Raw genomic sequence first — 19,073 nt, 5'->3', positions numbered from 1 at the left:
GATGCGAAATCCTTGCTGCAGAATCTAGTGCTGAGCGTTTAGCGTCCGTGCCGCCTCGTCCAGCGTATCGTCAACCGATGGTTTCCAGTCTGTTTTCACCTCATCCTCTTGCTGGCCAATGCTGTGGAACAAGAGGGCATGGCCTCCGATGTGCACATGAGTTTCGGTGATTTGCCAGTGATCCGCTCCCACCAACCGGCGTTCGACGTCGAAGGTCCCTCCCTTGAACATTTTCGCGAGCAGGCCAAAGCCCAGGAGCACGTTGTAACTTAGTTGGCCGCGCAGAGTCCGAATTCGATTTCCATTGCGCGCGATGACCATCTCTCCCACCATGGCTCCCATGACCCGAGACTGCATGTCCGGTGGAGAAAAGGAAGGATTTGGCCGAAAACTCAGCGTAATGAGTTCGGGAGTTTCGCTTACGGTCGACCAGAGGAACGCGTCGGGAAGCATCTTCAGCAACTCGGTAGCCTGTGCGCCGTCGTGCGCGCTGTTCTTGCGCGCCTTCGCCTGTGCGGCAGGGTCATGAACATAGTCTTCGATTCGCTGGTTTTCAGCAGCGGCTGCGCCGGGAGAGAGCGGCTGACCGTTGAGCGCAATCAAGCGGCGCAGCGTGCCCTGACGAGTCTCGATGGTGAGATAGGTCCCGTCCGCATCCGGTGTCTTGTCGTGGTCGTGATAGGCCCAGATGGTTTTGTCCGTGTCATTTGCCTCCATCTCCGCACGGACGGCAGCGCGCAATGCCTGAAGGGCCTCGGGCTGGGAGCCCTGCGCGAGAAGACGATAAGGATGAATGTTCAGCAGCAGAAAAGAGAGAAGAATTACGGAATATCGTGATGCGTTACGCATAAGGGCTTTGGATGCATTGGAGTGGGGCATGTTTGCGTTCAATTTGTTGTTCGGGTCCCCGGATCTTCGATCAGTGTATTGCTTTCCGAAATGGATGCCGCGAAACGGTGGATTGGCAATCATTCCGGAATGATTTTGACGAAGATGCCGTCGGGCAGAACAGCGCCCCCGAGCAGGTGAATGCTTCCGTCGCGGGTAAAGCCGCGCAGCATGGATTGGCTGGAAACATCTGGAACGGCGCCTTTGGGAGTTTCATTTCGGCTGCTGCCGGATGGGATCGTGGTGGCGGAATTGATCCTGGGAGGCGGGGTTTGAACACTCTCGGCGACGGGTTTTTGGCGCTTGGTACCGCGGTCCATGGCGTCGTTCGCAAGCTGATCGGCTGCCTTGTTTTTGTGGCGCAGGGCATGGCTGATTTCGAAGCGATCAAGTTGTGCGATGCGCCGCCGCGCCTCTTCCCAAAGAGGGCGCAAATCGGGCGAATTCACCTTGTATTTGCCCTGGATCTGCTTCACCATGAGCTCGGAATCTGAGATCACGCGCAGGCGGCTGTGGCCATGGTCGAGCGCCCATTGCAGGCAGCCGAGTAGGCCGGAATATTCGGCGTAGTTGTTGGTGCGATTGCCGAGAAACTCGGATAACTCCGCCAGTATGGCGCCGGCTTCATCTTGAAGCAGAGCGCCATAGCCGGCTGGCCCGGGATTGCCACGGGCTCCGCCATCACAGTGAGCAATGACCCAACCAGTCGGGCTGCCAGGAGTTGTTTCGTCGGGAAATAGACTTGCGGGGGAACGGACCATCGAGACAAGTTTACTGCCAGCGGAGAAACTTTCCGGCGGAGGTGCTTACGTTTACAGCAGGCGTTTCGTCTATCGAGGTGTAGTTACCCTGACTCCGGAGTCAGAAACAACATGAGCAGCAGCGACGCGATTGTTCTCGCCGGCGAAAGCCGTCGGCGACCCAGCCCATTTAGTCTCGGCTTGACGGAGACAGCGGCTATCGGCGCGGTAAAATCGACCGTGATGATACCGAATGTCGCCGCCCAACCCGGAACACGCACAAAGCTCACTGCCGAGCAGATGGATGCACGGCAGCAACAACGCGCTGAAGATGACGAGCTGATTCGCGCAGCGCAAAAGGGTGATCGGCAAGCCTTCGACGCCCTTGTACGACGGTATGACCGCAGTGTGCTTCGGCTAGCCCTGCACATGCTGAGCAATGAGCAGGACGCGCAGGATGTGCATCAGGAGGCGTTTCTTAAGGCTTATCGCCACCTGGCAAATTTTCGATTCGAATGCTCGTTCTACACCTGGCTCTATCGAATCGTAACGAATCTTTGCCTGGATCAGCTGCGCAGGCGAAAGAGCAGACGAGAGGATCCGTCAACGGCATTGGATGGAACCGGGGATGAGATTGATCTGCTGGCAAATTTGACCGACGGGCGCGCTAGTGCAAACCCCGCCCGCGAGTTGGAGCGCAAGACGATGAATAGCGCTATCCAGGGAGCCCTGGATGAGCTGACGCCGCGAGAGCGCACGGTGTTTGAGCTCAAGCATTATCAAGGGCTGAAGTTGAGGACGATTGGCGAGATGCTTTCCACAACCGAAGAGACCGCCAAGAACACGCTGTTTCGCGCCACGAGAAAGTTGCGAGCGAGACTCGCAGACGCACGATAAGGATAGAAGGATTTTCGGGCCGTTAGTGGGCAAGCAAGCTATAGACCCGCACCAGGCATGGACAATCGCAGGACTTCGAGGCCGTAGAGGTACGCAATATGAAGTGTGAGAACGCACAACAGAACATCATCCTGGCACAGTACGGCGAACTGCCCGATGAACTCCAATTTCCGTTGGAGCAGCATCTGGGTATCTGCGAAGATTGCCGCCGCGAATGGAATGCACTACTGGCGCTGAATGAAGAGCTGGCTTCGACGCCGATGCTGGAGCCGTCGCCGAATTTGCTGGCTGCGTCGCGCATGCGGTTGGATGAGGCACTGGATAGTCTGCCGCCTCGATCGATCTCGCAACGTTTTTTCGGGAATGCCTTTCGCTGGTTGGGATTTCTGCAGGGGGCACCCGCATTGGCAACATTGCTGCTGGGAGTAGGGTTTCTGGGCGGGAATTTCATTGCAAGATATCAAGCAGCGCATGCTCCCCAATTGCCCCGGCCGGTAATTTTATCGAATAGCGCGAATGGTGCGATTGCGAGCGTTTCGGGTATTGTGCAGACGCCGAACTCTGAGTTGGTGCAGGTGAAGTACAACCGGCTTGTGCCGGAGACGGTGCAGGGGTCGCTCGATGACCCGCAGATCCGTCAATTGTTGATGTTAGGGACCAAGCTGGCGACGAATAATGCTGTCCATGCTGATTCGGTGGCGCTGTTGGCGAGCGAATGCCGCGCGGGTCACAGCTGCGATGTTGGTGATGATGGCACCAATCAGATTCGGTCAACCCTGGTATCCTCGCTGCGGACCGACAAGAATGCATCCGTGCGGTTGAAGGCGCTGAACGGGCTCGAGCCGTATGTCGCGCAGGATGAACATGTTAGGGATGCTGTGCTCGACGCGTTGTTGTATGACCAGAGTGCGGAGGTGCGGACGCAGGCGATCTCGATGCTGACGCCTGTGCAGGCGGATTCGAGTGTGCGGCAGGTGCTGCGGACCGTTTCTTCTCAGGATGTTAACCCGGCAATCCGCAATGCGTCTTTCCAGGTATTGCAGGGATCGGCTGATATCCAGTAGATGCGGAACCTTCGAGTGGCCATGAGGCAAAGTATTGAATCCGGTGGGCTTGCGCGGCTTCAGGAGATTTGCTTGTGGCGGTTTTGTGGGGCTGGCGTGTTGGTTCTGCTGGCGGTGGCGTGCCAAGTTATTCATTCTGAGGAATTAAGGATTTATCCGACGAAACAGAGCGGGAGCGTGTCGGGAGCGGGCGCTCGGGGAGGCGCTGCCAAGGGGTCTCCGTCGCATGCGCCCGGCTATTTAGGGATTCTGTTCCAAAATCTTACCGATGAACAAGTTACGTCGATGCATGTCAAAGGCGGCGATGGGGTGGAAGTGGTCATGGTGGATCATGACGGGCCTGCGGGGAAGGCGGGGTTGCAGCCGCATGATGTGATACTTCGTTTAAATGGGCAGAATGTTACGGGGGCGGATTGTTTGCGGAAGATGATTCATGATGATGGGGTGGGGGCGGCGGTGTCGTTGACGGTGCTTCGGGGAGGGCGGCAAATTACTGTAAACGCGCAGCTTGCGTACCGCGGTGAGGTGGAGAAGGAGGCCGTGGCGCGGATGGTGGAGGCAGATCCGCCGGCGAACGATAGTACGCCCGTGGCGAACGATTTTGGGGAGGGGGATCCGGCTGCACCGGCGCCTCCGGGAACGGCTTCGCGTAGTCGGAGTTTTCTCGCACAAGTGCTTCATACTACACCGTTTACAGGGCTTGTGCTGGAGGCTATGGAACCGCAGTTGGCGGGGTTCTTTGGGGCTCCGGTGGGGGTGGGATTGTTGGTGGAGACGGTGGCGCCGAATAGCCCGGCGGCGGCGGCCGGTTTGCGGGCTGGGGATGTGATCCTAAAGGCTGATTCTGTTGAGGTTAAGTCGAATGGGGCTTGGGTACGGGAGCTTCATGAGACGCGGGGGCGGGGGATTGGGCTGGTAGTGCTTCGGGACAAACAGGAGGTGCATATCTTGTTGATTCCAGACCTGAAGAAGCATTCGAGGTTGATTTGGCCGATATTTGCCGTGGCGCTGCCGGTGTTTGCATAGCGAATACGTGTATGACATAGCCCGGTTTCGGGTTACGCAGCGACGTGTTTAGCCTTGTTTCGGGACACAAAATCGCGTGTTTGGGTGGGGTTGCTGGAGGGGGTGCGTCAAATGACGCAGGGCTGGCGGTAAACGAACGATGTTGGGTTCTCAGTTCTCAGTTCTCAGTTCTCAGTTTTCAGTTCTCAGTTATCAGAAAGTCCCAGGGGCTAAAGCCCAGCGAGATGGTCTGCTCTGTTGTCCGGGCTGAAGCCCGGACCTATCTCAGGTGCAACGGCAAAGGCAGGTGCCAATGCAGGGGTCTCTCCGCTACGCGCTGCGCGCTCCGGTCGAGATGACGGTTACCGGGGGCGCGACGCGGTCGAGATGACGGTTACCGGGGCGCGACGTGGTCGAGATGACGGTTACCGGGGCGCGACGCGGTTGAGATGACGAACGGTTGGGGCAGGCGGCCGAGAGGACGAGGATGGCGCGGCGCGGTTGGGCGGGCGGGGGTTGGGTGGGCTATTTTTTTACGGTGGCTGGCTTGCCTTCCTGGACGTAGTTTTTGTTCCAGGAGGGGATCTCGGCTACGTAGGTGCCGGGCTTCTCGATGACGCACTGGCAGCCGAGGCGGGAGTTGAGCTGGAGGCCGGGGGCCATGTCGAGGCGATCGAGCTCGAGGTCTTCGGCTTCGGAGACGCCTTCGGCGCCCTTCTTGAGGAACATGTGGCAGGTGGTGCAGGCGGCGACGCCACCGCAGGCGTGGTCCATAAAGATGCCATAGTTTTCGGCGATGTCGAGGAAGCTCATGGGCTGGCCGTGGCCGTCGTAGGGCATGGAGCCGTAGGGGAATTCGACGGTCTTATTTTCAGGTTCGAAGGAGACGCGGACCATATTTTCAGCGGGGGGCTTGGAGAGGTCGATTTCGGGGAGAGGAGTGCTTTCGTGATCAGACATGACTTCTCTAGTTTAGAGCGTGCGCGGTTGTTGTGCAGTGGGTGCCGGAAGAATCGGGTTTGGTTGGGAGGTTGATTACTGGCCGCGCTTCGCGACTGCTTCTCGAGTAGACCGAACAATCCAGGTCCAAGCCAGTACAACTGCGGAGGTCGACACGATGAATTCTGCCCAAATAAATGAGATGTAATCGCTCAGGGCGCCAATCGCTGGTACTCCGGGCTGGACGTTACGCAGCGCAGGAAGTCCGAAGATGAGTGCGATGCAGAGTGAGAGTGGAATTAAGTTGATCGCGCCCGGAGATGCCGTCACTCGTAGCACCATCACCATAATGCTGATCGCCAAGAGGAACATCACGGTCATCACGACGATTGAGACGCTGATTACATTGTTTGCTCTTCGGATAGAAATTGTGGCGTGCATGAGTTTGTAAGGGTCTTGCTGAGTAACATTCCCGCCGAATTTAATTCCTGGGAGGGAGGCGACGAAATTCTCCTTGATTGGTATTGTTTCGTTTTGGTTCAGGTCGCTCGTACCGATGACGAGGGTGCTTGCAAGCGCATCTGACTCGTCATCCTCGGCGGTCATTTCCGGCAGGGAATTGGCTTTTTGAGTCTGCGCGGTAACCACAAGTTCAACGTCTGACAGGTATCGATCAAACGGATACCGGTTCTGATTTCCAGAGAGAAGGGTAGTGACGTCGACTGGAAAGATTCGCTGCCCTTTTGGAAAGACGACCGTCTGTTTTCCTGACACCGAATTAACCAGGAGCTTTAGGTCAACCGCAGGTGTCACTCTGTCGGTTGCAAATCGGCCCATCGGAATCAACCGGATGCGCTCATGAAGCAGGCCCTGCGCGGGTTCGATCGATGTTACCCGGACGTTGGCAATGACATAGTCGCCGCTGGAACTATAAGCGTTGGCGATTGCGAGCGAGCGACGATTCTCTTCGGTCATACCCAGCCAAAGAACAGTTGCGTAGACAAGGATGGCTGCGAGAACGACACATACCCGCACCACTCTGCTCCTCAAGCCCATATCGAAGCCTCATGTATTGGATTTGCGGCGGTCGCAAAGGCTGAGCAGCAAGAATGGGTACGAATGCAAGCTTCGACTGCCCGCCAATCCAGAATGCGAAATGATACCGCTTCCGGATGTCCGAGCTGGCTTAGCTATTCTACTTTTAACATTCGCGATTTTAGAACTTGTAACCAAAACCAATCGACACGATGGGATAGAACCTTAACGCTGAGAGGTCGCTCTGGTACTTGTTCCTTTGGGCAGCGAGATCTTCCTGAAAGATAGGGTTGCTGCCAACGGCCTGGCAGTCGGTGCCAAACTCATTGCAGGTGGAACCGGTGAAGCCGAGGTGAACGTTCGGATAACCGACGTAGGCGAAGCCTAATTCAACGGGAACGCTAAAGTGTTTGTTGGCTTTTCTGGGCACAATGTTTCCCCAGCCGAAGCTAAATTCAGGAGCGGCGTTGCTGCCCAGATGCAGGGTGGCGGAGGCGTGAGCTGGATCCGTTGCGCTGCTGTAATAGGTGGTGCCGTTGAGGGTAAAGCTTTCATTGGGATTGATGGTGGCGCTGCCGGTGAGCTGATTACCGTTGTAGGCAATGACTCCCGCGCTGAGGCGGAAGGTACCGCCGAACGGGAACCAGTCGAGGCTGGCCCCTCCCGAGGCGAGCTGGATATCCCCGCCGTACGTGATGTAGTTCTCGGTGATGCTGGTGTTGTACCGGAAGAAGTATCCGGTGCCGCGGAGATTGAACTTACGCGCGAGGGGCGTGGCGACATCAAATCCGATACCACCCGCGCCGATCTTTACGTCGACACCGACTGCAGAAAAAGCCTTCGTCGCGGTTTCGCGAGCAGGGGCGGCGGCGCCAGGGGCATCGGCCATTGGCTTGGTCGTGGAGGAGGGGTCCGGCGTTGCTTCGGAGGAAGAAGACGAGTCCGTAACACGGGCGGGGCTGACGAGCTCTGCGAGGTCCGTTGTAGCGGAGGTCTGAGCGAGAAGCGGAGTGGTTAGAAGCGCAGAGAGAACGAGGAGCGAGGAAAGATACAGCCTATTGAAGTTCACTTATATCCAATCAATGCATATTTTTGGAAATGGCCCATGTGGAGCAGAATCGATGCTGCGAATAAAGCGAGTAACGGCTGCTGGCAGAACTACGCGCTAACCTGGGTATCCAGGCCGGAGCTGTTTACTTTGCCCACGGCAAGTTTTGGGCGGCGATGCCCGACGAAGCGTGGGTTTTTCTGAATTTGTTTGCTGACCTAGTGTACTCCCGGATGGCCAGCTATGGTGCTGGAAGCAGCACTCCCACTGAATGAAATTCTCCCAGAGGTTGGGTCTCGCGACTGGGAGCGCTCGAAAGGTATAGTGCTCGCAGGAGGATGGTTTTGAACGAGGGCTTCCTTTACGGGACGAATGAGGTCGTCATTCAATGCGTCCTTTTGGCGTTGATGCTGATCGCTGTCGAGATTGGTTTTCGTCTGGGACGCAAGGCCGAAGCGAACACGCGCCCTGAGACCAAGGCGCAGATCGCTATCGTGGAAGGAGCGCTGCTTGGCGTGCTCGCGCTGCTGTTGGGATTCACGATGTCGATGGCAGCGTCCCGGTTCGAGACCCGCAAGCAACTTGTGCTGGATGAGGCAAACGCCATTCGGACAGCTTTTCTGCGTGCGCAACTTCTGCCCGCTCCGGAAGGGTCCGAGATCACGGGCCTTCTGCGTCGATACATTGAGGTTCGAGCGCGGTATGGGACGTCGGGCGACGACTTTGGTTCGCTCAGTGATTTGCACGCGCAGACGGAACACTTGCAGATGGAAGTCTGGACGCGGGCCACTGCGTATGCGCAGAAGGATCCAAACGAGGTGACGGTCGGCTTCATGCTGCAATCGTTGAATGAGGCCTTCGATTTGGAGACTGCACGCTGGACTGCGATTCACAATCAAGTGCCACCGAATGTGATCTACGTAAATGGCCTTGTGGCGCTGCTGGCAACCATGCTGGTTGGATATGCCTTCGGTCTGGACGGGCGACGAAACTTATTCTCCACTTGTGTTTTGGTTTTGGCCATCAGCATGGTTCTTGCTGTCATCGTCGATCTGGATCGGCCACGCTCCGGATTTATTCGGGCGAACCAACAGCCCATGATGGATCTTCTGCATCAACCGTGAGAGTTGTCAGGCTCTTCGTTGGGTGGGGGCGGGGCGTCTTGGCCAGCGGATGTCGAAGCGGGTTCCCTGGCCCCACGCGGATTCGATTTTGACGTCGCCACCGTGGCGGGCGAGGATCTGGCGGACCGTCCAGAGGCCCATGCCGTTGCCTTGAGCGCCTTTGGTGGTGATGCCGAACTCGAAGATTTTGGGTAGGACTTCGGGGGCGATGCCGGTGCCTTCGTCGGTGACGATGACCTGGACGATGTCGGCGCCTCCGTGCAGGGCGACCGTGACCTTCGCGCCGGGTTTGGTGATCGATTCGCAGGCGTTGCGGATGACGTTGAGGAGGACCTGGCGAGTTTCTCCTGCGAAGCCTTCGACGATGCAATTGCCGTTGACTTCGACGTGGAAGTCGATGTGCTTCTCGAGGATGATGGGGTTGATGAGGAAGCGGACGGAGTCGAGAGCTTCGCAGATGTCTACTAGCTCGAGCTTGTCGGTTTGGCGGATGAAGGAGAGGCTGGACTGCGCGATGTCGAGGACGCGGCTGGCTTCTTCGGCGGTGGTGCGGGCGAAGTGAGCTACTTCTTTGGGGATGCCGTCGGTGGAGAGGATGAGGTGCTGGAGGTTCTGGATGGCCTCGAGGGGGCCGCGGATTTCGTGGCTGACGGTGGCGGACATGCGGCTCCAGTCCTCGATTTTCTGGGCGGCGATGAGGCTGTCCTGCATTTGGAGGCGCTGGGTTTCGGTGTTGCTGAGGCGGTCGGCGTAGTCGTTAATGCTGAAGGCGATGGTGGCGGCTCGGCGGATGAGCATGATGGCGACGTAGGCGGAGAGGGTCGCGGTGATGATGTTGACCGAGGCGTCGACCCAGAAGATGGGGATCCAGGTGGTGATGACTTCGAGGAGGTGGGTGGAGCCGCAGGCGATGATGAAGAGCGCGAAACCGATGACGAACCAGGCCCAGTCGCGTGCGATGACGCGGCCGGTGCGGCGGGCGAGATAGACGAGGGTGCCACTGATGCTCAGGTAGCTGAGGAAGGTGATCATGTTGGTGATCACCATGGTCCAGATGAGCCTGGGGGCTGAAGCCCAACAGACTGCGTGAGGCATGAGGGGTACAGCGTCCATTGCCGAGAACCTTCGAATCAGTTTGGGAAAAACCTTTTTCCTGGGCCCGAGGAAGCTTGTCTAACTGTAATTTCGCTGGTCTATGAGAGTTATATCGCTTAAGGGATGTTGGACGCGGGAGAGGTATCTTCTGTTGCTCAAGATTGTTTGCCATGGATGGGGCTTTATGTCCCACTGCGACTTTTCAGTAGTGGCGTTGCGTTGCGGTCGGACAGCGTGATCCTGGAGGAGTATCAGCGGTGTTAGGGGTTTCCTTTGATCTCATGGACATCCGTGCGGACCGATGAGGATGGGCCGGAAGATGGGAGGGCCTATGTCGGGTGGCGGACACTGCGCGGCGTATAAAAGTGGTAGTTTAGCGGCACCCCCAATCTTCCTGGTGCTTTGAGTGAAGGCGTTGGGGAACGCCCCTGCGATGCAGGTTCGATAGGACGAACGCAATGATTGAAGAACGATTTGCGGAGGTTCCGGCGAACGACGGTGTGCTCCGGCCGAGCGCACTGCGGGTGCATGCAGAGGGGGAGATGGCGGAATGCATTCGGGAGTTCGCGTGGGAGCGGACGTCGGTGGGGCCGATGGCGAGATGGCCGGAGAGTTTTCTTTGCGCGGTCAACCTGATGTTGGAGAGCCAGTTTCCGACGGTGTTGTTGTGGGGGCCGGAGCTGGTCGTGATGTACAACGACGCGTATCAGCCGCTGATGGCGGAGAAGCATCCGGCGGGGCTGGGGCGAGCGGCAGCAGATTGCTGGAGGGAAGCGTGGCATTTGATTGGGCCTCGGTTTGCGGCGGTCATGCGGCGCGGAGAGAGATTTTATTTCGAGAACAACCTGGTGCCGGTGACGAGGCAAGGGGTTCTGAAGGATGTGTACTGGACGTATAGCTACAGCCCTGTTCGTGATACAGCGGGCAGGGTGAGCGGCGTGCTGGTGGTGTGTCATGACGTGACGGAGAAGCTGGCGGCGGAACGCGAGCGCGATGCGCTTGCGGCGAATCTTAAGAACGTGCTGGAGAGTACGACGGACGGACTGGCGACGCTGGATAAAGACTGGCGCTATTCGTACATGAATGAGCAAGGGGCGCGGATGGTGGGGCTGCGGCCGGCAGACCTGATTGGGAATTCGCTGTGGGAGCTATTTCCGGAGGCGGAGGAGAATGAGTTTGGGCGGGAGTATCGGCTGGCAGTTGAGACGGGGAAGCCGCGACACTTCGATTCGTATTATCCGGAGCCGCTGAATGTGTGGCTGGAGTGTCATTGCTATCCGACGGAGCACGGGTTGTCGGTTTACTTTCGGAACGTGACGGAACAGAAGGTGACGGAGAAGGCGCTGCGGTTGAGCGAGTCGCGTTTTCGCAAGCTGTTCGAATCAGACTTGATGGGGATCGGGATACCGGACAGGTTTGGAGGGTTTCGCGATTGCAATGAGGGGCTGCTGCGGCTGACGGGGTATACGCGCGCGGACCAGGACGCGGGTCTGGTGCGGTGGGATACGATGACGCCGACGGAATATGCGGAGGTGGATGCGGCGCATATCAAGGAGGCTCTCGAACGCGGGAGTTGCACACCGTATGAGAAGGAGTTCATTCGCAAGGACGGGACGCGGGTTCCGATTTTGTGCGGGTATGCGCTGCTGGAAGAGTCTGGCGATGAGTTCATTGGGTTCGCGCTGGATTTGAGTCGCCAGAAGGAAGTGGAGCGCGAGTTGCGGGAACGGGAGGAGCGTTTTCGGGTGCTTGCCGAGAGCATGCCGCCAATGATCTGGATGTCGAATGGCGACGGCGAGAATATTTACTGCAATCGGCGGGCTCGGGATTATTTCGGCGTTGACGAAGCGGCGATGATGGGATTCGGCTGGAGGAAGTTTCTGCATCCAGAGGACACCGCGAAGACGGATGCGATCTGGGCGCGGTGTTTTGAGACTGCGGAGCCCTACGTGGATGAGTTGCGGTTGCGGCGGAAGGATGGGGTGTATCGGCACTTCCTGGCGCGCGCTGTGCCGATCAGAAACGAAGCGGGCGAATGTGAACGCTGGATTGGGAGCGCGACGGATGTGCACGATCAGAAGCTGGCGGAGGCAGCGCTGCGGAAGTCAGAGAAGCTGGCGACGGCGGGGCGGCTGGCTGCGAGTATCGCGCATGAGATCAACAATCCGCTGGCTGGGGTGACGAATGCGCTGTACCTTGCGCTGCAGGATGAGTCGCTGGGGGTGGAGACGAAGGGCTATCTGAAGATGGCGGAGCAGGAGTTGCGGAGAGTCTCACACATGACGACGCAGACGCTGCAGTTTCACAAGCAGACAAACCTGCCGGCGCGCGTGGATGTCAGCGATGTGGTTGGCTCTGTCCTGGAGCTGTTTGCGGGACGGCTGGCGAGCAAGAATATTGTGGTAAATGCAGAGTGCGAGCCGGGAGCGTTCGCGACTTGTTTCGGGGACGAGATTCGACAGGTGGTGGCGAATCTTGTGAGCAACGCAATGGACGCGATGCCGGAGGGAGGCAGACTGCGGGTGCGCGTGCGGAGGTCACGAGGGTGGGCGAAGGGTTGGGTGGAGGGTGTGAAGATTGCTGTCGCAGATACCGGGTATGGAATCGCGACGACGGTGCTGGAGCATATCTTCGAACCGTTTGTCACGACCAAGGAGGCGACCGGGATTGGGTTGGGGCTTTGGGTTTCGGATGAGATTGTGCGCAAGCATGGGGGCTGGATTCGGGTGCGGAGTTTGAGTGAGGGGCGCGTCTCGGGGACTGCGTTCGCGATTTTTATTCCGGCCGATGCGGAAGTGGCAAAGCGGTAGTTGGGGTGTTTGGGATTTACGGATGCGGCGTAGGCGGGGTTGCGACGTCGCCTGCCTTGGGTGTAGGTGCGGAAAGGCTCGGTGCTGGAAGGTCGTCGCGGACTTCGAAGACGAGCAGCTTCGCGGTTCCATCGGCTGAAGGCTTATACGCGACGACAGCGGGGAGACCGGCGAGGTGGTAGCAGGGAGTGTAGTGGTCCTCGCCGACCCAGAGAGTGTCTGCGAATCCATTTTCGATGGGGCCTGTGGCGAAGAGGTTTAGGGGGCGGGTGCTGGGGTCGGTCGGCTGCAGGACGACGGTGAGGCCGGTTGCTTTGCTGCAGTACGTGCTGAGGATGGTGCCGCGGGCGACGGTTGCATCGAGAGGCAGCGTGAGAGTGAGGGCAGGACCGTCTCCACGCATCGCTGGGGGTACCTGATTCCAGAGGTCTACGGCTTCATCATGATCGGAGCCGGGCCAGCGGCCTGCTACTTGTCGTGCGTAGGCTGCGGCCATTGCCGGTTGATGATTCTGGAGGAGAATGTGTGCGGTCAGGAGATGGTATTCGGCGCGCCAAGGCTCGAGTTTTTCGGCGGCGAGCGAGATGTTGTAGGCGGAGTTGATCTGCCCCTGACGCCATAGGATCAACGCTAATTCGACTAAGGCGGGCGCGAATTTCGGCGCCTTGGCGATGATGGCTTCGAGAGCATGCTGGGTCTGCTCGAGCTGTTGTGGAGTTTGCTGGTTCAGCGGAGGGCCGGACATGAGGAGAGCGAAGGTTGAGCGGTACGAAGAAGGGTCGGCCGCGATTGCCTTCTGCCATTCCTGCCTTGCCTCGCCGTCATTGCCGGCGCGCCAGGCGAGAAAGCCGAGCTCTTCGTGGGGGCCGGCGAGGTTGGGGTCGGCGGACTCCGCTGCCTGGAGCAGCGTCTTGCCGGAAGGGTAATCGTGGGCACCTATATCGAATGAGCCGAGATCGTAGTCGGCCTCCGCGCGGGTCAGGATCCTGGCGGCGAACGAATTAGGATCTGGTCCTTTGATCTCTCGCATCACGCCTGCGGCCAAGGTGAATGTCGAAATGTAGTTGGAAAGTTCTTGTTGAAATGCTTCGGGATTACCGAATGTTTGCTGAAATGCTTCCAGTTGCGGTGTGCCCTGGTCCATCAACCGGACGAAGTTGGTTAGCTTAGCTCCGTTGCCCATGTGTTTCCCATAGGAGATGAAGTGGACCATCGCCCAGGCTTCGCCGTAAAAGAGATCGTCCTGGTCCTTGTCCTTGAAGAAGGTGCCAGAGTTAGCGGTCATCATTTGCGGTATGGGGATGAGCGATTCACTCCTGAGGTGACGCAGCCGGACGGAAGGCGCACCGATGTAGATGCGGTTGCCCTCAAAGCGTGTGTAGGCGTAGAACTCGGCGAGGCCCTCATCGAGCCATGTGGGCATCCAATGCAGATTCGCGTGCAGGATGCTGTGGGTGTACTCGTGGAAGACTACGGCCCGGTTGAGATCGCTGGAGTTGTCGAGGCGGACAAGGGCAAACTGCCGCTCCCAGCCGCGAAAGAATTGACCTGCGATTTTGTCGCGCTGCTTCCAGAAGATCGGCGCGAGGGCCTGCAGGCCTGGTTCGTGCACGGCGACGATGAGCAAGGGTGCGCCTGTGTCGAGGACGGGGTTCTTGAAGAGAGCGGAAAAGACTGAGCGCATCTGCTCGAATTCTTTGGCGACATCGCGGCCATCTTTTTCCGAGCCGTCGGTAATTACACGGAAGTGCGGGCTTTGAATCTCGCGCCAGGTCTGCGCCGTGGCCGGTGGGGGACGCAGCAACGCGAGGCTGGCGACCATGCAGGCCAGCAGACGGCGATGAGAAACGAAACGTTGGTGCATCAGAGCATTGTCGGGAGGGGTGGTGGGCGCGTCAAGAGCAAGGCGTAGAAACCCCCTTTTTGGGGTGCGCAATCAGCGTGGCATCGGCGGTAGGATTAGGACGTAGGGGGCGTGAACTTGTCTGCTATGCGACGCACTTTCGGATGGATGGCGCTGGGGGTGGTCGCGGTGGGGATCGCGGTGCAGGCGATTCGGCCGTCGCTGGAGAAGCCGGCAGGGCCGCAGGTGGAGATGGCCGTGCCTGCGCCGGTGAAGGATATTTTGGTGAGGCGGTGTTATGCCTGCCATTCGGATGAGCCGAGGCTTTCGTGGTGGGATCATGTGGTGCCGGTGTATTGGGTGGTGTCGTCGGATGTGCAGCGGGCGCGGGCGGCGCTGAATTTTTCGGAGCTGGGAACGAAGCCGGTGGCGGCGCAACAGGCCGAGCTCTATGAGGCGGTGAACCAGGTGCAGTTGGGGGCGATGCCGCTGAGGCTTTATCTGCTGGGGCATCCGGGGTCGGGTGTGACGGATGAGGAGTTGGCTACGCTGAAGAATTATCTGGCGCCCTTCAAGCCGGCGACGGGGCCTAGCGGGATGGCTGCGGGTGAGGCTCCAAAATCGCTGACGGCTCCGGCTGCGCCTTCGCCGAATGGGGTGCCGTTTCTGCCGGGGTATGCGGATTGGAAGGTGATGAGCACGACCGATCGCGGAGATAATCACACGCTGCGAATTATTACGGGGAATGATTTGGCGATGAGCGCGATTGAGAAGCACCAATTGCCTTCATGGCCGGAGGGTGCGGCGTTTGCGAAGATTACGTTCCAGTCGGTGGACGATGGGCATGGGCATATCGTGGCAGGGAAGTTTGTGCAGGTGGAGTTTATGGAGAAACATCGCGTGCAGTATGCGGGTACCGGGGGGTGGGGGTATGCGCGGTTCAAGGGCGCGGAGTTGAAGCCTTACGGGAATGGGCCGCATTTTGATAATGAGTGTTTGGGGTGTCATGAGCCGGTGAGGGACAACGATTATGTGTACACGCTGCCGCTGCCACGGGGGTCGAAATGAGAGTGCGATTGTTGGTGGCCTTGATGCTGCTAGGAGTTTGCGGGTGTAGTGGGAAGAAGGTTGCGGATGCGGATTTGTATAACGTGGAGGCGGCCGTTGGGGCGGGGCTGCCCTATCCGGTGATGGAGTGGAAGGCGATTACTACGGTGGTCGATCGCGGTTCGGGGACTACCGGGACGCTGTTTGGGAATGATGCGGCGGTGAGCGCGGCGAGGGCGGGGACGGCTTATCCAGCGGGCGCGGTGTTGGGGTTGGTGACGTGGAGGCAGCGGGAGGATCCGCATTGGTTTGGTGCGCGGATTCCGGGGGCGGTGGTGTCGGTGGAGTTTGTGGAGGTGGGGTCGGGGAAGGATCGGGAGTTTGTGGGGACGCCTTGGAAAGAGGTGGCGGGGAGTTCGGCGGGAGAGATCTTGGGGATGAAGGCGGCGGTGGCGCCTTAAATCAGCTTCTAACTTTTTTGGCGAAATGCAACGACAAGAACGGGAGACAGCAGGTTCCTCGCTGTGCTCGGAATGACAATTTCTTCCAGAAATTGTTAAAGAAAGGCAGCGGCGACGGCAAGAACGGCGGTCGGGCCTTAGGGTGAGGGCGTTGCGGGAATTTTGGATTGAGAGATGAAGGCGGAGCTGGTAGGCTGAGGCCTCTGTGGGAGATGCGCATGCGATTTAACCGCTCTGTTCCTCCGTGTCCGGTGATTCCCGTTCTGATGTATCCCGATCCGAGCGCTGCGGCGGAGTGGCTGGTAACGGCATTTGGATTCAGGGTGAGATTACGGATCGCGAATCATCGTGTACAGATGTGGGCGGGCGAGGGCTGCTTCACGATTGCGGAAGGGGATGTGACTCCTAACCGGTCGTGTGTTGTGCAGGTGCGGGTGGAGAATGTGCGGGAGCATTGCGAGCGTGCGCGACGGGCGGGAGCGAAGATCCTGACGGAACCTGTGGAGCATGTCTACGGCGAGCGGCAGTACAACGCCGAGGATTTCTATGGGCACGTCTGGGATTTTACGGAGACGATTGCGGACGTGGAACCGGAGAGATGGGGCGGGGTTTCGGTGGAGCTTTAGGAGATGCTGGCTTCTCGCTAATGGCAAGAACGGGAGATAGCAGATTCCTCCCCTTCGGCTTCGCTCAGGGTCGGAATGACAGCCAGAAAGGCAAGAGCAAGAGAAGCAGATTCCCAGAGGGAATGACAGAAAGAAAAGCAAAGGCAAGAGCAACAGCAAGTGCAAAAGCAAGAGCAAAAGGCAAAGGCAACAGCAACGGCCAATACAGGGATCCTTCGACTGCGGGCTTCGCCCTTCGCTCAGGATGACGGTGTTTGGGGCGGGGGTGAAGCGCAAATGTGTGGCTGGGCGATCACCGCGGGCTAAAGCCCGCTGCTACTCCGGAGGATGGGCTGCGCCCGGCGGTTAATCCTCGGTGGATTCGCCTGGGGTTTCCGGGTTGGCTTCGGCTCGCTCTAGATCGTTGGTGGGGGCGGAGTGTTCGACTTGCGCTTTGGCGAAGGCGTGGGGGGCGGTTGGGGTTGCGCCTTGCTGATTGGCTGCGAGGGATTCGCCGGCGGCTGCCATGGTCTTGCCGCCCAGGGCACCAGTGACGGCGGCGTCCATCATTAGCTCGGCGAAGCGGCGGGTGGCTTTGTCGAGGTACTCGATGCCCTCGCGGATGGCTTTGTAATCGTCGCCTTGCATGATGCGGCGGAGCTCGGTGGCGTGGGATTCGATGGAGGCGTGCTCGCCCAGGGAGAGCTGCTGCCAGGCGCCAGATTTTTCGCCTTTGGCGAGGGCGTCAAGGATGGTCTGGGCTTCGTTGCGGGCTTCGATGAGCTGGCGCGCTGAGATGTCGGATTCGGCGTGGTCGAAGGATTCGAGGATCATGGTTTCTACCTGCTCGTCGGTGAGGCCGTAGGTGGGTTTGACTTCAACCTGCGCCTCCTGACCGCTGCGCTGCTCGCGCGCGCTGACATGTAGGATGCCGTTGGCGTCGATGAGGAATTTGACTTCGATGCGGGGAAGGCCCGCGACCATTGGGGGAATTCCCTTGAGGTCGAAGCGGGCCAACGAGCGGCAGTCCTTGGCTAGCTCACGCTCGCCTTGCAGGACGTGGATGGCTACGTTGGTTTGGCCGTCGACGCCGGTGGTGAAGTGCTCGGTGGCGGAGGCTGGGATTGTGGAGTTGCGCTGGATGATTTTGGCTACGACGCCGCCGAGGGCTTCGATGCCGAGGGAGAGCGGGGTGACGTCGAGGAGGAGTAGGTCGTTGGTGGCGGCGTTTTCTGTGCCGGAGAGGATTTGCGCTTGAACGGCGGCGCCGAGGGCTACGACTTCGTCGGGGTTAAGCGAGGTGTGGAGCTTGCGCCCGCGGGCTTCGAGGTCGAAGAGTTGCGTGACGAGGGCGCGGACGGAGGGGATGCGCGTGCTGCCGCCTACCATCACTACTTCGTCTATATCCGACGCCGTGAATCCGGCGTCTTTCATCGCCTGTTTGACTGGGGCGGCGGTGCGCTGGATGATGGGCGCGATGAGTTGCTCGTATTGGGCGCGGGTGATTTCGCGCGCATACAACTTGCCATCGGGGAGGGTTAGCGCGAGGCGGGTGGAGTCGGCTGCGCTGAGAGCGATCTTCGCGTCGATGACGGCTTTGCGGAGTTGTTGGATGACTTCGGGATTTTGGGTTACGTCGATGCCGAGGTCGCCCTTGATGTCGTCGAGGGCTACGGCGGTGAGGAGGAGGTCGATGTCGTCGCCGCCGAGATGCGTGTCGCCGCCGGTGGCGATGACTTCGAAGATGCCGTCGTGGAGTTTGAGGATGGAGATGTCGAAGGTGCCGCCACCGAAGTCGTAGACGGCGATGATGCCGTCCTTTTGCTTGTCGAGGCCGTAGGCTAGGGCGGCGGCGGTGGGTTCGTTGACGAGGCGGAGGACGTCGAGGCCGGCGATGCGGCCGGCGTCTTTCGTGGCCTGGCGCTGCGCGTCGTTGAAGTAGGCAGGGACGGTGATGACGGCCTTGGTGACTTCGGCGCCGAAGAAGCGGGTCGCATTATTTTTTAGCTGCAGAAGGATGTAGGCGGAGATCTCGGGGGGCGTGAGGGTGAGGCCGCCTACGTTGAGCTTGAGGACTTCGCCGGGCTTGAGGTCGGGGGCTAGATGGAAGGGGAAGAGCTTGAGCTCGGGCTCGACGTCGGCGAGGTCGCGGCCCATGAGGCGCTTGACCGAGTAGACGGCGTTGGCGGAGTTGGTGAGGAGTACGTTGCGCGCGGCGTTGCCGACTGCGAAGCCTTGCGTGGTGTCCTGGTCGAACGCGACGACGGAGGGGACGATGGCGCTGCCGTCCTCGCCGGGGATGACGGCGGGGGTGTCGCCCTGCATGAAGGCGATGAGGGAGTTGGTGGTGCCGAGGTCGATGCCGACGACGGGCGCTGTGGTGCGATGGGGCTGATCGGGCACTGCTTCCTCTGCTTTCGTGGGCGCGGGGCATGGAGATTGCGCCAAGAACTATTGTCGCTTAGTTCGACG

Annotated in this window: 16 protein-coding genes; 8 read left to right on the top strand and 8 right to left on the bottom strand. The window is 59.2% G+C overall.

The annotated features are described in order from the left end of the window. Positions 1-24: 24 nt before the first annotated feature. Together GSQ80_RS13135 and GSQ80_RS13130 are read right to left on the bottom strand one after the other, a co-directional pair. Entirely contained in the window at positions 25-879 is an 855-nt protein-coding gene (locus tag GSQ80_RS13135; RefSeq protein ID WP_158788057.1) for a hypothetical protein, read from the bottom strand. 89 nt (positions 880-968) lie between these two features. Then, on the bottom strand, positions 969-1,649 hold the full coding sequence (locus GSQ80_RS13130) for a ribonuclease HI family protein (RefSeq protein WP_158788056.1): 681 nt from the start codon (positions 1,647-1,649) through the stop codon (positions 969-971). Between the two features lie 111 nt (positions 1,650-1,760). Here GSQ80_RS13130 and GSQ80_RS13125 point away from each other — a divergent pair, with 111 nt between their 5' ends. The 3 genes from GSQ80_RS13125 to GSQ80_RS13115 all read left to right on the top strand — a co-directional run bounded on the left by GSQ80_RS13125 (position 1,761) and on the right by GSQ80_RS13115 (position 4,615). Then, complete coding sequence (locus GSQ80_RS13125; RefSeq protein WP_158788055.1) at positions 1,761-2,525, top strand: RNA polymerase sigma factor; 765 nt, start codon at positions 1,761-1,763, stop codon at positions 2,523-2,525. Positions 2,526-2,623: 98 nt separating this feature from the next. Then, positions 2,624-3,589, top strand: coding sequence for an anti-sigma factor (locus GSQ80_RS13120; protein ID WP_158788054.1), 966 nt, complete (start codon positions 2,624-2,626; stop codon positions 3,587-3,589). 21 nt (positions 3,590-3,610) lie between these two features. Next, positions 3,611-4,615: a PDZ domain-containing protein gene (locus tag GSQ80_RS13115; protein WP_158788053.1), complete on the top strand. Its 1,005-nt coding sequence runs from the start codon at positions 3,611-3,613 to the stop codon at positions 4,613-4,615. 504 nt (positions 4,616-5,119) lie between these two features. Here GSQ80_RS13115 and GSQ80_RS13110 read toward each other — a convergent pair. The 3 genes from GSQ80_RS13110 to GSQ80_RS13100 all read right to left on the bottom strand — a co-directional run bounded on the left by GSQ80_RS13110 (position 5,120) and on the right by GSQ80_RS13100 (position 7,637). Then, positions 5,120-5,554 carry a 2Fe-2S iron-sulfur cluster-binding protein gene (locus tag GSQ80_RS13110; RefSeq protein ID WP_158788052.1) on the bottom strand — a complete coding sequence of 145 codons (435 nt, stop codon included), beginning with the start codon at positions 5,552-5,554 and terminating at the stop codon, positions 5,120-5,122. Positions 5,555-5,629: 75 nt separating this feature from the next. Continuing rightward, a complete protein-coding gene (locus GSQ80_RS13105) occupies positions 5,630-6,508 on the bottom strand; it encodes a DUF4436 family protein (RefSeq protein WP_158788051.1) in 879 nt (292 codons plus the stop codon). Positions 6,509-6,749: 241 nt separating this feature from the next. Then, positions 6,750-7,637, bottom strand: a complete 888-nt coding sequence (locus GSQ80_RS13100; RefSeq protein WP_158788050.1) for a hypothetical protein — start codon at positions 7,635-7,637, stop codon at positions 6,750-6,752. Positions 7,638-7,960: 323 nt separating this feature from the next. On the opposite strand from GSQ80_RS13100, the gene GSQ80_RS13095 reads away from it, so the two are divergent. Continuing rightward, positions 7,961-8,740, top strand: coding sequence for a hypothetical protein (locus GSQ80_RS13095; RefSeq protein ID WP_158788049.1), 780 nt, complete (start codon positions 7,961-7,963; stop codon positions 8,738-8,740). Between the two features lie 6 nt (positions 8,741-8,746). Here GSQ80_RS13095 and GSQ80_RS13090 read toward each other — a convergent pair whose 3' ends face one another. Continuing rightward, on the bottom strand, positions 8,747-9,853 hold the full coding sequence (locus GSQ80_RS13090) for a sensor histidine kinase (protein WP_158788048.1): 1,107 nt from the start codon (positions 9,851-9,853) through the stop codon (positions 8,747-8,749). A 440-nt stretch (positions 9,854-10,293) separates the two neighbouring features. Between GSQ80_RS13090 and GSQ80_RS13085 the strand changes: the two genes are divergently transcribed. Beyond that, entirely contained in the window at positions 10,294-12,645 is a 2,352-nt protein-coding gene (locus tag GSQ80_RS13085; protein ID WP_158788047.1) for a PAS domain S-box protein, read from the top strand. A 16-nt stretch (positions 12,646-12,661) separates the two neighbouring features. On the opposite strand, the gene GSQ80_RS13080 is transcribed toward GSQ80_RS13085, so the two are convergent. Continuing rightward, entirely contained in the window at positions 12,662-14,509 is a 1,848-nt protein-coding gene (locus GSQ80_RS13080) for a DUF1570 domain-containing protein (RefSeq protein WP_158788046.1), read from the bottom strand. Positions 14,510-14,635: 126 nt separating this feature from the next. Here GSQ80_RS13080 and GSQ80_RS13075 point away from each other — a divergent pair, with 126 nt between their 5' ends. The 3 genes from GSQ80_RS13075 to GSQ80_RS13065 all read left to right on the top strand — a co-directional run bounded on the left by GSQ80_RS13075 (position 14,636) and on the right by GSQ80_RS13065 (position 16,622). After that, positions 14,636-15,556 (top strand): cytochrome P460 family protein, encoded by a 921-nt coding sequence (locus tag GSQ80_RS13075; protein ID WP_158788045.1) that lies wholly within the window; start codon positions 14,636-14,638, stop codon positions 15,554-15,556. A 23-nt stretch (positions 15,557-15,579) separates the two neighbouring features. Further along, positions 15,580-15,996 carry a cytochrome P460 family protein gene (locus GSQ80_RS13070; RefSeq protein ID WP_216850309.1) on the top strand — a complete coding sequence of 139 codons (417 nt, stop codon included), beginning with the start codon at positions 15,580-15,582 and terminating at the stop codon, positions 15,994-15,996. Positions 15,997-16,214: 218 nt separating this feature from the next. Continuing rightward, on the top strand, positions 16,215-16,622 hold the full coding sequence (locus GSQ80_RS13065; RefSeq protein WP_158788043.1) for a VOC family protein: 408 nt from the start codon (positions 16,215-16,217) through the stop codon (positions 16,620-16,622). A gap of 345 nt (positions 16,623-16,967) precedes the next feature. Here GSQ80_RS13065 and hscA read toward each other — a convergent pair whose 3' ends face one another. Then, positions 16,968-19,004 (bottom strand): Fe-S protein assembly chaperone HscA, encoded by a 2,037-nt coding sequence (gene hscA, locus GSQ80_RS13060; protein WP_158788042.1) that lies wholly within the window; start codon positions 19,002-19,004, stop codon positions 16,968-16,970. Between the last annotated feature and the right edge of the window lie 69 nt (positions 19,005-19,073).

It is taken from the genome of Granulicella sp. L46 (assembly GCF_009765785.1).
Classification (GTDB): domain Bacteria; phylum Acidobacteriota; class Terriglobia; order Terriglobales; family Acidobacteriaceae; genus Granulicella.
The sequence above is the reverse complement of the archived record's forward strand: the minus strand, read 5'-3'. Positions and strand labels throughout refer to the sequence as shown.